This is a genomic window from Streptomyces rishiriensis (assembly GCF_030815485.1).
In the GTDB taxonomy this organism is placed as follows: Bacteria; Actinomycetota; Actinomycetes; order Streptomycetales; family Streptomycetaceae; genus Streptomyces; species Streptomyces rishiriensis_A.
The window spans coordinates 338,169-354,155 of the sequence record NZ_JAUSWV010000002.1 but is presented as its reverse complement, the minus strand read 5'-3'; the positions used below and the strand labels follow the sequence as shown (position 1 = coordinate 354,155).

Below are 15,987 nucleotides of genomic sequence, written 5' to 3'. Positions count from 1 at the left end.
CCGCTGATGCGGGGGTCCTCACGGTCGGGGGCCGGACGTCGGCCTCCCAGGTGTGCGGGCCCTTACCGCGGGCGCGAGGCGTCCAGGGGACATGCGGCGTGACGCGCGGGCAGCGGTCGTCAGTGGCGCCGGTCACGGTGCCCGGCGTACGGGTCGTCGCTTCGCACGGGGGAGCGTCTGGGTGCGGGGGAATCGAATGCCCGCCTGATCGGGACGAGGGCTGAACAGCTCATGCCCTGTTGATCATCGACGGCGGACTCTGGCCAGTTCCGCGTTGAACTGGGCCCCGGTGAGGAGGGCCAGGTTGGACAGCCACAGCCACACCAGGAAGACGATGATGCCGGCGAGCGATCCGTACAGCCGGTTGTACGTGCCGACGTGCGAGACGTAGAGGGCGAAGCTTGCGGAGGCGACGAGCCACAAGGCCACGGCCAGAGCGTCCCCCAGCAGCCTTTGTCGCACCCCACGCGTTCCGGCCGGGCCTGAACGGAACAGCACCAGCACCAAGACGGCGACCAGGCACAGCAGCAGCGGCCACTTCAGCGCGTTCCATGCGGTGGCGGCCGTGCTGCCCATGCCGATGAACCGGCCGACGGTGTGCGCCGCTTCGCCGGTCAGGATGAGCACCAGGGCACTGGAAACCAGAAGCATCAGCAGCACCATGGCGGTCAACACCAGCCGCGGTGCCGTCCGCCACGCCGGGCGCAGGTCCTCGATGCCGTGCATGGCGTGCAGGGCTCGGCGGAAGACCCCCAGATAGCTGGAAGCGGACCACAGGGCGCCGATCGTGCCGAATACGGCCAAGGTCCAAGCAGCCGCGTGCTGTGCCGCCATGCCCTGCAACGTGCTCTGCATGACGGGGCGGGACTCGGTCGGCACGACAGCGATCACGTTACTGATCAGGTTGTCGGTGGTCGAGGCGCCGACGACTCCCAGCAGCGAGACCGTGACAAGGAGCGTGGGAAAGAGCGCGAGCACTGCGTAATACGTGAGTGCGGCAGCGAAGTCGGTCACGTTGTCGTTCCACACCGAGGCGGGTGTCCGCCGCAGAGCGGTGACGGTGTCGTGCCAGCCCGGCATATCGCGCGCATACGTCGGGGGCCGCAGAAGCGGTGTGGTTGCCCGGTGTGTCTGCGAGCGGTGTGCAGGGAGCCCCGGTTCGGCCCGGGGCAACGGTGCGCGGCCGGCACCGCCCGGCTCCCGCGCAGGCGTTGGCGAGTTGCTCATCAGGCGGGCGCCTCCCCCTCGTGCCATACGCCGTTGTCCGGCTCTCGCAGGCAGCCTTCCCCGGCGAGCCGTTCGTACGTTACCCCGCACGGCACGCCTCTCTCACCGACGCGCGACCTGGATCGGGCTACAGCGACCCGCTCGACACGGTCGCCAGGTCGCTGTAGCCGCTCCCGGCCTGCCCCCCCCGAAGGCCGGCCACTGATTCTCCACCATGGGGTGGTACGGAGGGCTCTCTTCGTCCCGCTGGTCTTTGCCGCCATCGTGCTCGGCGTCGTCGGAGTGCCGGCGAAGGACCTGTCTCACCTGCTGGTCGACGGTGTGGTGGTTTTGGCCGCCGACCTCGTCCTCCCCGGCCTGCGTCCGGGCCGCCGTCGCAGTCGCCTGCGCCGGTGACGCGGTCACCCTGGGAAAGCCCCCCGCTCTGCCCGGTCCGTGGACGGTGCGGAGGCTTCGGCGAGGTCGGCTCCGGTGTCGGCGTCACGCTGGGACTGGCCGACGCCGTGCCAGTCCAGGCACATGACAGTCGCGTCGTCCTGCAGGTGGCCGTGATTGGCCTCGACGATCGCCGCGATGAGGGTGCGGGCGGCTTCGCGGGGATGCAGCGCGCGCGTGTGGACGAGCAGGTCCGCAAGGTCGAGACTGTTGGCGTTGCGCTCGAGCATCCCGTCGGTCAGCATCACCAGCCGGTCTCCAGGCCGCAGATCCAGCGACTGGACCCGGTAGGTGTGAGGGAAATGGAAGCCGAACGGCATATCGATCTTCGGAGTGATCTGCCGCACCTGTCCGTCCCGCATCCGCAGCGGCCAGGGGTGCCCGGCGTTGATGAACTCGGTCTTGCCGTCGATCAGGCTGATGCGCAGGAGCTGGCCGGTGACATAGCCCAGGCGGCCGTGCTCGCGCATGGCTTTGTCGGCCTGGCATGCCTGTTCGGCGAGATCGGCACCGGCCCGCCGTGCCCGGCGCAGGGCACCCACCAGCAGGGTGGCCAACAGCGCGGCGTCGACATCGTGCCCCATGGCATCGGTGACGGAGAGCTGGACCGTGTCCCGGTCGATCACGTAGTCGAAGGTGTCACCACCGACGTGGTCGGCTGGCTCCAGTGCCCCGGCGACAGCGAACTGCGCCGCCTCACACGCCAGGGACGCCGGTAACAGACGGTGCTGGATCTCCGCGGCCAGGCTCAGCGGGGTGGTACGGCGGCCCCACTGGTACACGTCCGTGAAGGACCGGTTCGCGATGACGATGTACGCCAGAGCGTGCGCGGTCTCGCCGATCTCCCGCATCACTTCCGCGTCCGGCATCACAGGCAGGAACAGTTCCAGGAGCCCGATGGCATCCCCGCGGTTGGTCACCGGGGCGACGATCCGCACCAGTGCGCCCTCGCCCTTGTCCTCCACGCTCGGCCGCTGGCTGCGGATCACGTCGTCGTAGAGGGTGCCCCGCAGCGTGATGCGCTGGGCGGGCTCAGCTGTCTCGACGCTGCCCGCCGCCCCCAGCCGTACGACCGAGCCGCCGGTGAAATCGGTGATCAGGAATGACACGGACGCCGCTCCGAGGCGCTCCGCGAGCATGCGCGCAACCACGTCGAGCGACTCCACGGGCGCTGCGGCCTCCGCCGCCTCCAGCGCCTCCGCCAGAGTCATCGCCCTGCCTCGGCCATGCCCGTTCTCATAAGTACGAGTGGCCGGCCCACCGTCCCCGGCAGGCTCACATGCGGTCACGGTGACTCCTCGCTGCTCGCCTGACGTTCGAGGCTCTGTCCCGGTTGCGCAAGGAAGCCGGCGCCAAGCCCGGTGGCGGGCCCGGTGCCGGGCAGATGTCACATTGCATCACAGCGCTCCTGCAGATGCACCTGTCGGCCGACCACTCCCAAAGGGACGGCCGCCGTGTGGAACGCCCAGGCCTCGCAGTCGCCCGACTTGTCACAGTTCCCAGCACTCCGGCGCGGGCGTCGACCATGCCGGGTGCCGCGGGACCCGAGGCCTGACGGGAGTAGTGAGGAAGTGCAGCACGGTGCATGTAGCTCGGTGCGGCCGAGTGTCACGAGGTGACTGCCGTTGATGCCGTACGTCTGGCCGCTGGGCTCGAAGTGCATCCGAGGGACCGGGCCTCGGGCTGGTCAACGCGCCGTTCGGCACGGCGCATGTGCGTGCTCGGCGGTGGAACGGAGCTTCGGCCCCGGGGCACCCGCACGATGTTCTGCCTGCGGCCTGAATCGGTCGTCGCAGCCCGATGTTGGACACCCTCCCTCCGTCCGGGAATCCCGCATGCGGAACTACTCGCTAGTCGCCGTGGCGCCCCTTCGTATGCGTATTGGGCGGCTCCATCGTTGCGCGTCGTATCGCGCGGCGTTGGGCGGCGGTGGTGGCACCCCAGATGCCGTCGTCCTCGCCGTGTTCGAGCGCCCAGGTGCGGCAGGCGATGAGTACGGCGCAGCGTCGGCATACGGCTCGGGCCAGGGAGGCTTCGGTGCCCGGAGCTGCGAGGTCCGAGACGGGGAAGAAGATCTCCGGATCTTCTCCGGCGCACGCGGCCTGATCGCGCCAGTCCGGAGTCGCCGGGTGTCCGCGGCATGAACCGGTCATGATGCACCTCTCACGGCCGCCCGTAGGCAGGCGAGCGACGGATACGGCGCACGGCGGCGCCGCAGCCCCGGCAGAGGTTTAATGCATATTAAACTTATATGCCGGATGTGCACTAGAGGGTGCAGCGGATGAGCGTAGGTGGGCTGGCCGGGCCGGGCCGCTGGTGACGTTCCGTACCTGCGATCGGTTCTCTGTACGGCCTCCCGTGGCTGGGCAAGCGCGTCGCCATGGCCCGGTCGCCATGGCCCGGCCGATCTGCTGATCTTCGGACTGCTTTGTCGGTGTCGGCCGGGCCCTTCGCCGCGCTGGGGGGGGGCGGAGCGGGTAGCGCCCGCACGGATCCGGTGCTCCACGTCGTGCGGGGGATCAGAATGAGGCGGTTGGCCATATCGGCCGGATCCTGTCGCCGCTTGAGGGCCGTGCGGACCTCACATGGCGGCGGTGGACCGGTCGAGTGCGTCGGCGGCCTGTACCTGTCGCGGGCTTCTCAGCGCGGCGAGGCCGTCGCGGGCGGCGAGCAGCGTCTCCCGGGCCTCCGGGTGCCCCGTGGCGGTGAGGACCAGGCCCAGGTCGAGCCGAGCCGGTTCGATCCAGGCCGGCATCTGCGCGGCTTCGAAGTCCGCGAGCGCTTGCCGGAGCGGAGGTTCGGCCTCGTGCCAACGTTCCAGGGCCGCCAGGTCGTTGCCGATCTGCTGCCGGGTGACCGCGTGGTACAAGGCCATCAGCTCATGCGTGCGGCCCGGGATTCCCGTGCGGCAGATCTGCTCGCTGCGGCGGTGGATGTCGAGGGCCTCCGCTGCCCGGCCGGTCTGGCGCAGCAGGGTGCCCAAGCTGTTGAGGATCGTCAGTTCGGCCAGCCGGGCCTGCGGGGAGGTCTGCGAGGCGAGGCAGCGGCCCGCCTCGCGCAGGCGGCTGTGGGCCTCCTCCACCCGGCCCAGCCGGTGGAGTGCGCCCGCGCCGTAGCCGAGTGCCCAGCCTTCTTGCAGCCCGTCACCGCACTTGCGGGCCGCCACGAGCGCGGTGTCAGCCGTGGTCAGGGCGGCTTGGGGGTCGTGGACACAGAGGTTGTAGGCCCAGGCGAGGTAGTTGAGGTGGGCCGCCTCTGCGCGCCCGTCGGCCAGTGAGCGGGCGCAGTCGGCGGAGCGCCGGAACACCTCCACCCACTGCTCCCAGTGCTGGTTGACATCGGAGAACCAGTGCATCGCCTCCGCGGTGTCCAGAACCTGCCGGTGCCAGCCGGTGTCGTGGGCCCGGCGCAAAGCGGCGAGCCACTGGGCTCGCTCGGCCTCCAGCCAGGCCCGCGCCTGTTCCCGACCGGTGGGTGCGCCGTCCGGGTCCGGGTCGCCGTGCGGGGCGGCCCGGTCGCTGTCGACCTCGAAGTGCAGCGCGGCCGCGGTGGCCCGGCGCAGCATCCATCGCGCCGTCCGGTCGAGGGCGGCGTCGCGGACGGCGGGAGCGTCCTCCGCCTCGGTCTGCTCGGCTGCGTAGAGCCTGAGCAGGTCGTGGAAACGGTAGCGTTCCGCGTCCGCATCACTCTGGAGCAGTCCGGCGTCGGTCAGCTCCTCGGCGCAGGTGACCGCCTCGTCGTAGGACAGGCCGGCCAGGAGGGCGCCGGTCTCGGGGCTGAAGTCCGCTCCGGCGGCGAGCGAGGCGCGGCGCAGGAACGTCCCGGAATCCGGGGGCAGTTGCCGGTACGAGAGTGCGAAGGCGGCGCGCACCTGGAGGCTTCCGGCCTGGAGGCCGTCCAGCCGCCGGCCTTCGGCGGCGAGGCGGGCGACGAGCTTGCCCAGCCGTTCGTGCGGTCGGCTCAGCAGCCGTTGACCGGCGATCCGGACGGCCAGGGGCAGGTGTCCGCACAGGCCGGCCAGATCGCGTGCGGCCTGCGCCTCCGCCTGGACCCGTTCCGGGCCGAGGATGCGGGTCAGCAGTTCCACCGCTTCCTCGCGTCGCAGCAGCGCCAGATCGCTGCGGTGGACGGATTCCAGGCCTGCCAGGGTGTGACGACTGGTGACGATGGTGAGCGACGTCCCGGTACCGGGCAACAGGGGGATGACCTGGGACTCGTCGGCGGCATTGTCCAGCAGCAGGAGCACCCGTCTGTCAGCGACCATGGAGCGCCACAGGCCGGCGCGGTCGTCGGTGTCGGCCGGTATGGCTGCGTCGGCGACGCCCATCGCGCCCAGCAGCCGGGTCAGCGCGTCCCGGGGGTCGGTCGGCTCAGGATCCATGCCGCGCAGATCCACGGCGAACTGCCCGTCCGGGAAGTGCGGGGCGAGGCCGTGCGCGGCGTGCACGGCGAACGCGGTCTTGCCCAGGCCGGGTTGACCGGTGACCACGGTGACCATCGGCCGACCCGGGTCGGCGTCGCGCGCCAGGTCCAGCAGTTGGGCCAGGGCCGGGGCGCGGGCGGTGAAGTCCTGGATGTCACGCGGCAGAGCCAAGGTGACGGGGACGGCCGTGCCGGTGGCCGGTCGGCGGCGCGGACGGCCTTCGGCGGCGGACTTCTCCAGGTTCGCCGCCTCGCCGTCGTCCAGTCCCAGCGCTTCGGCCAGGGCCTGAACCGTGCGGCGCTGTGGCCCCCGGGTCCGTCCGCGTTCCATGTCCGCCAGAGCTCTGACACTCACCCCGGCCGCATGGGAAAGCGCCTCCTGGCTCAGTCCGGCGCCGTCCCGCAGATGACGCAATCGCTGCCCGAACTCCCCCGTGAGAGGCGTGCCACCGTGCACTCTTGCTGTCCCCGATCGTCCGGCTCTTCCTGTGCGAGCCCCCGGCAGAAGTATGGCGGACGGCATTTCTGCCGGGAGAACCGCCTGGGAGACGGAGACCGGAGGTGATCGACTGAGGACTGACGCGGGGCGGCCCCCGGTCCTGCGCAGCCCCGGCGACCAACCCTCGGCGGACGCATCCGCCAAGGGCGGAGCCTGTGCGGGCTCGGGAGGCGCACTGACCACCCCGCCGCCGAACGACCGTCACCTGCGTGCCGGTGATCACTGATGGGGGAGATCTCGCATGAACAGCACGACTGAGCACAGCGGTGGGGTGTCCAGGCGGAGCGTTCTGGCAGCCGGTGCGCTGACGGCCGCCGCCGTGGCGTACCAGGCGGGCCGGGCGCCGGCGGCGTCGGCCGCCGCCAAGCCCGCCATCTTCTACGCACCTCACCAGGACGACGACGCGATCGGTCTGGCCGGATCGATCCTGGAGCACAAGGCTGCCGGCCGGCCCGTCTACCTCGTGCTGGTGAGCGACGGCAGGAACCCGGATCTGGCCCAGCTCATGAACACCGACCCGTGCCCCCTGACCACTTGGTCCAGCCCGCACCCCTGTGCTGCGGGCGGCAGGCACAACCTGAACTGGCCGACCGACGGAACCGCCAAGATCGTCGCGGCTCGGACCGCCGAGTTCATGGCCTCAGCGAAGGCGCTGGGCGTGGACAAGGTCGTCAACTTCAAGGTCGTGGACGACGGGTTCGACAGCACGTCCGCCTACGACCGCCTCGTCTCCCGGATCGACGCGAAGGTCAGGGCGCTGGCCGCGCGGTACCCCGGCGCCTCACACAAGTTCACCGCGGGCTGGCTGGAGGGCACCGAGACCCACAAGGCGTGCAGTGACGTCGCCTACCGCCTGATGAACGACGGCACGATCTCCGACGTGCGTTTCAACTACGTCTACGCGTACGGGCGCCCCCGGGAGCGGCGCGCGGACGGTGCGGCGTACGTGCTGAACATCCCCAGCTCCCACATGAAGACCAAGCGCAGCGCGATGTACGCCTACAACACGTGGGACCCGAGCCGGAACCTGTACGCGCTCGGCTACCACAGCGTCCCCGAGCTGCTCGAGGCCGCGCACGCCGATCCCCGCGAGTTCGTGTACACGCTTCCGGCCGACTACCGGCCGGGCAAGGGCAACTGAGCGCCGCGGACCACCAACCACATCACCCAAGGCCGACGGCACCGAGCCGCGGCCCCACACCACTCACCAACGGGGGAACCTCCATGAACACCCTGCGTCACCACTCCACCTTGCTGACTGTCGCGGCTACGGCCCTCGCCCTGTCCCTCACCGCCTGCCAGAGCGACGCGGACACCGAGTCGGCCTCTGCGGCGACCTCTTCGGCTACCGGGAAGACGGCGGACGGCAAGGGCGCCGGTGCCTCCGGTCCGACGGAATCCATCGACTCGACGAGCCCGGCGAACTCCGCTGACTCCGAAGGCACTTCGGGTTCCACCGGTTCGAACGGCGAGCAGGCGACCGCCTCCACCCCGGTCTGCACCGCGGAGGACGTCACCGTCACGGCCGCCACGCAGGACGGCCCGCCGTACACGCACCTCGTCCTCACGGCGAAGAACGCCTCCCGCCGCTCCTGCCGGCTGACGGGCTTTCCGCGCATCCAGTTCCTGGAGAGCCACAAGCAGGACGTCGCGGCCGTCGCCAAGAGCAAGCCTGCCACGTCGGTCGTGCTCGCGGCGGGCGCACCCGCCTACGCCCTGGTGAAGCTGTCGGACGGAGGGGTCGACGAGGACAACGAACCCGTGTCGGCGTTCTCCGTCATGCTGGAGGACGACTCCACGGTCATCGCGGTCACCGCGCCCGGCAGCGGCGGCATCGCCGTAGACCCGGCCAAGGCACTCACCGGATACTGGACCCCCGAACTCCGCAATGGCGCCGATGACTTCTGAGACCCGCTGCGAGGCATGACGCCCTGTCGCCCCCTCTCCGCCCGGCCCCATGAAGGACAGCGGAGTCGTGGTGACCGATGCGCTCGCCGGCGCATCGGCCACCCGGCGCTTGATTCGAGACGGCAGAGGTGAAGGGCCCCACGAGAGGCAATCTCGTGGGGCCCTTCGCGGCTGCGCCCCAAGCCGTGCCGCCGCGACCTACTGCGACAGCTACCGGCTGGCCGGCGGCGGCCACCGGCGGACCACGCTGGTCATCCCGGTGCTCTGCGCCGCCGCGGCCGCCGCCTCCCTTCTGCGGTTGCCGAAGACGCCGAGTCGGTACCTCATGAAGGGCCGCTCTTGTACCGCGCTTCGCCGGAACCTGGCGGCCGTCCGCCGCGCGAGCCTTCGACGTGAGCACCGAGGTGTCGACGACTCCGGAAAAGACCCGGTCGGCATCGCGACAACAGGCCGTCAGCGTGAACATGCGGGAGGTCCGACCTGCTTCGCAATGGATCCGAGGGCCCTCCGGGTACGTTGGCCGACGCACCGATCATTAAGGCAAGCGGTACGACCTGGGGGGATCCCGTGGCAGTTCTGTTCAGCATCGTCCCCCTTCTTCTGATCGCCCTTGCGGTGTACGGCGCCGTCGTCGTGCTCCGCCGTTCCCGTCAGGTCAGCAGGGCCTGGTCCAGCGGGATCACGGCGGATGCACGGTGTATCAGGTCATACACGACGACCAGCCGCAGTGGAGACAGCGTGACAACCACGCTGCACCACGTCTACGAGTTCATGACCCGGGACGGGCGCGTCATCCGGTTCGACGAGACAGGTGGGCCGTCGACCCGGGTCGAGAGTGACATCGTGACGGTGCACTATCTGCCGGAGCGCCCCGAACGCGCCACCGCCAAGGTCCCTGCCCCAGGGAAGCTCGCCGCGAGCACGGGATGCGCCCTGCTCTTCATTACCGTGTTCATCGCCTTTGCGATCTTCCTCATCGTCGTCGTGAACTCGGACTCGATGCACTGACACCCTCCGCATCTGAAGACCGGACTGCCGCTCATCGCCCCAGACTGGCCGAACCAAACTTGCCGGCCGCATCGACGATGCGATCCGCAAAGGCCCTTTCGGCGTCGTAGGCGAATGGCTGCGGCCTTCCTGGACGGCTCGTCCCGGTCCAGGGTCCCGCCGGTCATGCTTTACGGCTGAACGCTTCGGGGCAGCGCCAAGCTGTTGTCGGGGGTCAGGCCGCTGAGCTTTTCGGGGTTGACCTGGAAGCGCAGGTTCTGGATGCGGTCGTCGACGAGGTCGAACGAGAGGGCACCGACGGTATGTCCGCCGAGGGTGGCCAGGACGCCGAGTTCGCCGTTGATGATGGCCGGCTCCATGGTCAGGGCGGCCAGTTCGGGTTTGGCCAGGAAACCTACGAACCAGCGCGCGACGCGGTCGATGCCGTGCAGGGGGCGGTGGGCGGCGGTGACCTTGCCGCCGCCGTCGGACCAGGCGGTGACGTCGGGGGCGAGCAGTTCCATGACGGCGTTCAGGTCGCCGCCCGCGCAGGCCGCCAGGAACTGCGCGGTGACCTGCCGGCGCCGGGTCCGGTCGGCGTCGAAGCGGGGGCGGCGGGCCTGGACGTGCTCGCGTGCGCGGTGCGCGATCTGGCGGACTGTCGGCTCGGGGCGGTCGAGGGTTTCGGCGATCTCGGCGTGTGAGTAGCCGAAGACCTCGCGGAGCAGGAAGACGGCGCGTTCGACGGGGCTGAGGGTCTCCAGGACGACCAGCATCGCGGTGGAGACGCTGTCGGCCAGTTCGGTCTCCGCGGCGATGTCGGGGGAGGTCAGCAGGGGCTCGGGAAGCCACGGCCCGACGTAGGTCTCGCGGGTCGCCCGTGCCGAGGTGAGGCGGTTCAACGAGAGGTTGGTGACCGTGCGCACCAGGTAGGCCTTGGGGTGGCGAACCGTGTCGCGGTCCGCGGTGCTCCAGCTCAGCCAGGCGTCCTGGAGGACGTCCTCGGCGTCGGTGACGCTGCCCAGCATGCGGTAGGCGGTGGCGAACAGCAGCCTGCGGTGTTCGAGGTACGGGTCCGGCTCGTCCCTGGCGTCGACCATCGGCTCATGCTGCCAGCGCCGTAACCAGGGCGGCAAGGCCCGAGGCCGCGGCACTGGGAGAGCCGATGCGCCCGTCACGCCCCGGGATTGCGGGTGGCGCGGCCGCCCTTGGAGACGATGGTGGTGACGTTCATACGCTTGCTGAACCGGTAAGTCGTGAGCGGGCTGCCACTGACCGTCTCCTTGTACGCGACGGCGATCCGGCCGGTGAGGTGCAGACGGCGGGGGGTGTCATCGGCCTTGGTGAACTGGATGACGGCGTCACGGCGGCCGAGGCTGACCGGCTGGTGGAAGTAGCCGAAGCGAAAGGGCTTGACGGCCTTGCCGCGCACGAGCCGCGCGATGGTATCGGCGGTGTACTGAGCGGTGGGCAGGCCGCTCTGGCAGGTGCCGTGGAGCTGTCCCCAGGCCAGCCGGATGGCGGCGGCGTCACCGATGGCGTGGATCTCCGGGTGGGAAACGGAACGCAGCTTGGCGTCGACCAGGACGAGGCCGCGGTCGTCGGTGGCGATCCCGGCGTCGGCGGCGAGCGGCGACACCTTGACGCCGGTGGTCCACAGGCAGGCGTCGGAGGGGACGAGCCGGCCGTCGGCCAGTTCGACGGCGTCGGGCAGCACCTTGGTGACGCGGGCGCCGCTCTCCACAGTGACGCCGAGGCGGTCCAGCGCGCCGTAGAGGTAGGCGCGGGCGTTGGCGCCCATCATGCCGCCGGGCTCGTCCAGGCTGATCAGCGTGACGTCCAGGCCGGGGTGGCTCTCGGCGATCTCGGTGGCCGCCTCGACGCCGGTCAGGCCGCCGCCGCAGACGGTGACCGTGCCGCCGGACGCGGCGACCTCGGTGAGGCGCGCGGCAAACCGACTGGCGATCTCCGGGTTGTTGAGGGTGAACGCCTGGGTGTCGGCGCCGGGAACCTTGCCGGTGTCGGTCGAGCTGCCCAGCGCGTAGACGAGCGTGTCGTACCCGAGAGCCTTGGTGCCGCCGATGGTGATCTGCCGGGCCTCGGGGTCGATGGCGGTGGCGGTGCCCTGGACGAACGTGACGCCGGTCCCGGCGAGCAAGTCGGGGATCCGGTGGTCGGCCAGCTCCTGACCGGCGGCGATCTGGTGCATCCGCAGCCGCTCGACGAACTGGCTCGAGGGGTTGACCAGGGTGATCTTCACGCCGGTTCGGCGGGTGCGGTGGGCCAGCCGGATGGCGCTGAACAAGCCCGTGTAGCCGGCGCCGAGGACGACGATGTGGTGGCCGTTGTTCATTGGATCTCCCAGGGTCGGGCACCGGCTTCGGTGTCGGTGACGCCCATGGGACAAGCAACCCGCAGCGGACGTGACAGGCCGCAGATGTGATCCACGTCGCACCATGCAGATCACTGTTGTGCTGCCCCTCGAGGGAGCCGGACTCCGCCAGCGATCTCAGCGTGGGGTCCTCGACGCAGACTGATATGCGCCTGCACCCAGCCCAACGCGCCGACGCGCTGGGCGGTGCCCTCCACGGCCGGCCCACGGCATCGCGGGCGAACCGCGTCCGTGATCGGAGGCGACGCGCCGCACACCACCCGAAGGCCCCGGGCCGCGCCGCGCACCGGGGTGCTCCCGACTCCATACCACGGGCGGGTGCCAGGTGCGGATCGTCTCCGACACCGGTCCTGCCCTCCCAGGGACGGCAACCGGCCCTGGGGGACAGGTGGGTTCGCCGGGCGCACGCTCAGCTGCGAGGGAGCTTCGACAGACTGCTCCACAGGGTCGACGGTGTCTCGAAGGTCTCCATGACCAGCATCTCGTCCGGCAGTTCCACCGAGAACCTGTCCTCCAGCTCCGCCACCAGGCCGAGCAACGTCAGTGAATCCAGGCCCAGTTCCGTCAGACTCGCATGCGCGTCGACGGGTGTCTCCTCGTCGAGGAAGGGGAGCGACTGGCGGAGCACGGATTCGAAGTCGCTGTAGGAAAGGTCGTTCACGGGCTGCTCCTCGATGCTGTGGGGCCTGCGGGCGACGACTGCGCCCCCGTACCGGCCAGGGTAGTCCGTACGCGATCAAGAAGGGGAGGCCTTTCTGAAACAATCTGTTCATGTTTGGCCAATGATTTCCCCGAGCAAGTATGTCGGTGTGACGAGTCATCAGCGGAATGAATTATTCTATGACGTATCCACACTTCTGAAATCGGTCGACGACACATTCGAACCGGAGCGGATCGCGCCCGATGCGCATTTGCTTTCCCTCGCTTTGGGATCCCTGCAGCTGCTGGAGTTCCTGAACCGGCTGGAGGAGCGGTTCCGGATTTCCATTCCGGATGAGGATCTCGTCGTCGACCGTTTCTCCACCCTGGAGAAAATCGTCGCCTACGTCGCCTCGCGGCAGGCGGAAGCCGGGGACGGGCGGTGAGTGCAGGGCAACACGCCGAATGGTCCGGTGTCCTGCGGAACGCGGGGCCGGACGAGGTGTGCGACCCGCGGGCCACGGAGCGCGCGGTGGCTCAGGTCGTCCAGCGCGCGCGGGGCGGCGGGCGGCTCGACGACATCGTCCGTGGCCCCATGACGGTCAACTCCGGGCTGTGGGTGCTCTCACGGCTGTGCCGGGACGGAGCGGCGCGCGTCGACCCCGACGGCACGGTCCGGACCACCGCCGGGACCCCGGCCGCCCGCGACGACGGAGCGCCGGGTCTGGTCGACCTCACGCTCGCCGACGGACTCGTCGACTGGGATGTCCTGGCCGAGGTCCTCACCCGGCGCACCTACGCACCGGACCCGGAGCTGCACCAGAGCTTCGACACCTTCGCCTCGCTGCGGCGACGGCTCGCGGTCATGGACTACTACGACGACCTCGACGGCCGGACGGTGCTGCAACTCGGCGACGACGAGATGTTCGGCGTGGCCATCGGTCTGGCGGACGGTGTACGGCACGTGCATGTCGCGGACACCGACGAGCGGGTGCTCAGGTCCATCGGGGAGGAAGCGGACCGCCTTGCCCTGGACCTCACCACGCACGTCGTCGACGTACGCCGGGACCGGCCGAATCTGTCCGGCGTGGACACGTTCTTCGTGAGCGGGCTGAAGGATCCCGGTGGTCTCTTCCTGTTCGTGGCGACCGCCCTGTCGACCGTGTCAGGAGCGGGTGCGGTCGGCTACGTCAGTTTCGATCTCGACGTGTACCGGGCCGGCAGCGGTTCCGGCCAGGGCGGGGAGCCGGCGCAGCGGGAGGTGCTGCGGATGTTCGACCGGCTCGACTGCACCGTCACCGCTCTCCTGCCCGGCGACGACGGGCTGCTGGAGGACTCCGTCCTGGCGGACCTGGGCGAGGCCACCCGGGGCGCGGCGCGACACGCCGCCTCCCCGACGGAACTCGGGGCACGGCTGCGGAGACTGCTCGCCCAGCGGCCCGCCGGCGCCGATCTGTTGCTCTACCAGCCCGGATTCCCGCACGCGCAGCTCAGGCCCATCTCGCTCGCCCGGATCGAGACCGGCCCGGCGAGCAGGCGGCTGGCGAGCCGCTACCTCGGGTTCCTGCAGAGCGCGGTGCCGGCCGTGAGCGGCGGCTGAAAGCCGGTCAGGGGATCCCGGGACGCGCCGCCGTGAAGCTGGCGAGCGTGACGAGTGAACCGCGGGGACTCACTCCCTTCCGAAGCCGGCCGGTCATCGGGTGAGCACGGATTCCGCGGTGGCCCGCCGACGGTGTCGAGACGCGTCTGTCACACGGCGACTCCCGGCGGACCGAGAACATCAGGACCGTTCGACGCGGGGTCGGCGGATTATCGGCCCGACTCGGCGAGGGATTCCCGTAGTCTCGCGTTCCACTCCTTTTCCAGGGTCACCGTCTCGGTGATGAGATCGGCTATGCGCTGTACCGCCACTGATCCCTTGCGGAAGCGCAGGAAGAAGTAGTTCCGGGTCATTTCCCAGCGCCGGGAGAGGGCTTCCGCGTCGGCGGCCCGATCGGCCAGCAGCGGGAGGGCGCAGGTCTCGGCGGCGGCCCGCAGGAAGCGCGCGTTCAGGGCGCGCTGGCTGGCCAACTCACCGAACCAGGCGCTGACCTCGATCGTTCCCACGGGACTGAGCGAAGCGAACGCGTCCGGGGTGGCGCGCAGTGCGTCGGCGCACGCGGTCACCAGATCCGCGCCGGTGGAAAAGAGCGCGTTCCCTGCGACGGCGGAACGGAACCGATCCTGTTGCCTCTCCTCGCGTGTCTCCTTCCGTGCCGCCTTGTGTGCTTCCCCGCGTTCGAGCGGGCCGGCTTTCAGGACCACCGTGCGGTTCCGCCAATCCGGGTCGCCCCTGCGGGCCTCTCCGAGCGCGTCCGAGGACATGGCGGTGAGCAGCGTGCCGCTCTCCATGAAGCCGTCGAAGAGCGACCCCTGATAGCGGTCGACGATCCGCAACGCATCCGCCTTCTCCCCGCCGTTGCCGTCCCCGGGATGGATCACTATCCGGTGCGAATGATGCTGCTGGCCGTGGAAGGAGCTGTGGGGGACGTGGAAGGTGTCCACCCAGGCGATCACCGGATTCCCGTCCGACAGCTGGGCCCGAATGTATTCCTCGGCTCGTCGCGAGTCGGCGTGCTGAATATGGTCGGCGGCCAGGCCGTACCATTCGCTCAGGATCTCCTCGGGTGTCCGGCGGTGGATCCCGATCTGTTCCACGGGCCATTCGGATTCGACGGCGTCAGCCCTGCGATGGTATCCCCAGTGATCTCCCAGAACGCTCGGATCGTGACCGAGCCAGGCCGCAGTGATGCCGAAGGTCGCCGAAATGCAGTCAAGTGCCAGGAAATCCCGGTCCGCTGCGCTCTGCCGCTCCAAGAACTCCGCTCCTTCGTTGTCCATCGTCGTCCGCTGTGTTCCGGCCAATCCGACGTGACCTTCCGCGACCCCCTTGACGCAGGGCGCCCGCGAGCCCTAGAACGCGCCGGATGCTACGCTGCGCCCCGCCGGGCCGTCGGTGAACCGGTCTCGCCGACCTTCCACTTCGGCCGTCAGACCAGCACATACCTATCGGAAAGGAGACGGAGGCGAGCGTTGAGCGGCCTCCGGTTCCCCATGACCAACTCCAGCACTCCCGCCACCGAGGGAATAAACGTCAATGATCTGTGCTCGTACGCAGTCGACGTATGGGTGAGCGACCACAGCATCCTGACCGACGAACAGCGCCTCCTCAAGATCCTGCGCACGGCCGCCGAAAAGGGAAACGCCACGGTACTCGGCGAGTCCTCGCACATCTTCCCGAACGGCGCCGTCACCGCCATCCTCCTTCTCTCCGCCTCGCACCTGAGCATCCACACCTGGCCGGAATTCAGCCTCGCCAACATCGACCTGCTCGCGTACGGCCGCCTGAACGGCGAACGGATGATGCAGAGTGTCGAGTTGGGTCTCTCGCCCACGAGGATCAACGTGACGCGCATGCTGCGCGCGGTGCACTGACCCG

The 15,987-nt window shown here is 69.8% G+C and carries 15 protein-coding genes; 7 read left to right on the top strand and 8 right to left on the bottom strand.

What is annotated here, in order from left to right; genetic code table 11:
• Positions 1-243: 243 nt before the first annotated feature.
• Positions 244-1,080 (bottom strand): YihY/virulence factor BrkB family protein, encoded by an 837-nt coding sequence (locus QF030_RS03885; RefSeq protein WP_307161228.1) that lies wholly within the window; start codon positions 1,078-1,080, stop codon positions 244-246.
• Positions 1,081-1,446: 366 nt separating this feature from the next.
• Here QF030_RS03885 and QF030_RS03880 point away from each other — a divergent pair, with 366 nt between their 5' ends.
• The gene (locus tag QF030_RS03880; RefSeq protein ID WP_307161227.1) at positions 1,447-1,623 is read left to right on the top strand and encodes a hypothetical protein; all 177 of its coding nucleotides are present in this window, start codon (positions 1,447-1,449) and stop codon (positions 1,621-1,623) included.
• A gap of 5 nt (positions 1,624-1,628) precedes the next feature.
• On the opposite strand, the gene QF030_RS03875 is transcribed toward QF030_RS03880, so the two are convergent.
• The 3 genes from QF030_RS03875 to QF030_RS03865 all read right to left on the bottom strand — a co-directional run bounded on the left by QF030_RS03875 (position 1,629) and on the right by QF030_RS03865 (position 6,541).
• Positions 1,629-2,873 carry a PP2C family protein-serine/threonine phosphatase gene (locus QF030_RS03875; RefSeq protein ID WP_307167458.1) on the bottom strand — a complete coding sequence of 415 codons (1,245 nt, stop codon included), beginning with the start codon at positions 2,871-2,873 and terminating at the stop codon, positions 1,629-1,631.
• Positions 2,874-3,512: 639 nt separating this feature from the next.
• On the bottom strand, positions 3,513-3,815 hold the full coding sequence (locus QF030_RS03870; protein ID WP_307161226.1) for a WhiB family transcriptional regulator: 303 nt from the start codon (positions 3,813-3,815) through the stop codon (positions 3,513-3,515).
• Positions 3,816-4,243: 428 nt separating this feature from the next.
• Positions 4,244-6,541, bottom strand: a complete 2,298-nt coding sequence (locus QF030_RS03865; protein WP_307161225.1) for an ATP-binding protein — start codon at positions 6,539-6,541, stop codon at positions 4,244-4,246.
• Positions 6,542-6,824: 283 nt separating this feature from the next.
• Between QF030_RS03865 and QF030_RS03860 the strand changes: the two genes are divergently transcribed.
• From QF030_RS03860 to QF030_RS03850, 3 genes are all read left to right on the top strand, one after another.
• On the top strand, positions 6,825-7,724 hold the full coding sequence (locus QF030_RS03860) for a PIG-L deacetylase family protein (protein ID WP_307161224.1): 900 nt from the start codon (positions 6,825-6,827) through the stop codon (positions 7,722-7,724).
• Positions 7,725-7,807: 83 nt separating this feature from the next.
• Positions 7,808-8,491: a DUF4232 domain-containing protein gene (locus QF030_RS03855; protein WP_307161223.1), complete on the top strand. Its 684-nt coding sequence runs from the start codon at positions 7,808-7,810 to the stop codon at positions 8,489-8,491.
• A gap of 567 nt (positions 8,492-9,058) precedes the next feature.
• On the top strand, positions 9,059-9,499 hold the full coding sequence (locus tag QF030_RS03850) for a DUF3592 domain-containing protein (protein ID WP_307167457.1): 441 nt from the start codon (positions 9,059-9,061) through the stop codon (positions 9,497-9,499).
• Positions 9,500-9,669: 170 nt separating this feature from the next.
• Here QF030_RS03850 and QF030_RS03845 read toward each other — a convergent pair whose 3' ends face one another.
• From QF030_RS03845 to QF030_RS03835, 3 genes are all read right to left on the bottom strand, one after another.
• Positions 9,670-10,578 (bottom strand): RNA polymerase sigma-70 factor, encoded by a 909-nt coding sequence (locus tag QF030_RS03845; RefSeq protein ID WP_307161222.1) that lies wholly within the window; start codon positions 10,576-10,578, stop codon positions 9,670-9,672.
• A gap of 74 nt (positions 10,579-10,652) precedes the next feature.
• Complete coding sequence (locus QF030_RS03840; RefSeq protein WP_307161221.1) at positions 10,653-11,831, bottom strand: NAD(P)/FAD-dependent oxidoreductase; 1,179 nt, start codon at positions 11,829-11,831, stop codon at positions 10,653-10,655.
• Between the two features lie 448 nt (positions 11,832-12,279).
• Positions 12,280-12,531, bottom strand: coding sequence for an acyl carrier protein (locus QF030_RS03835; RefSeq protein ID WP_307161220.1), 252 nt, complete (start codon positions 12,529-12,531; stop codon positions 12,280-12,282).
• A 121-nt stretch (positions 12,532-12,652) separates the two neighbouring features.
• Here QF030_RS03835 and QF030_RS03830 point away from each other — a divergent pair, with 121 nt between their 5' ends.
• Both QF030_RS03830 and QF030_RS03825 read left to right on the top strand, forming a co-directional pair.
• Positions 12,653-12,955, top strand: coding sequence for an acyl carrier protein (locus QF030_RS03830; RefSeq protein WP_307161219.1), 303 nt, complete (start codon positions 12,653-12,655; stop codon positions 12,953-12,955).
• On the top strand, positions 12,952-14,109 hold the full coding sequence (locus tag QF030_RS03825) for a bis-aminopropyl spermidine synthase family protein (protein ID WP_307161218.1): 1,158 nt from the start codon (positions 12,952-12,954) through the stop codon (positions 14,107-14,109). Before QF030_RS03830 ends, QF030_RS03825 begins: the two co-directional genes overlap by 4 nt.
• A 209-nt stretch (positions 14,110-14,318) precedes the next feature.
• Here QF030_RS03825 and QF030_RS03820 read toward each other — a convergent pair whose 3' ends face one another.
• A complete protein-coding gene (locus QF030_RS03820) occupies positions 14,319-15,389 on the bottom strand; it encodes a BtrH N-terminal domain-containing protein (protein ID WP_307161217.1) in 1,071 nt (356 codons plus the stop codon).
• A 192-nt stretch (positions 15,390-15,581) separates the two neighbouring features.
• On the opposite strand from QF030_RS03820, the gene QF030_RS03815 reads away from it, so the two are divergent.
• Entirely contained in the window at positions 15,582-15,983 is a 402-nt protein-coding gene (locus QF030_RS03815; RefSeq protein ID WP_307161216.1) for an S-adenosylmethionine decarboxylase family protein, read from the top strand.
• Positions 15,984-15,987 lie beyond the last annotated feature (4 nt).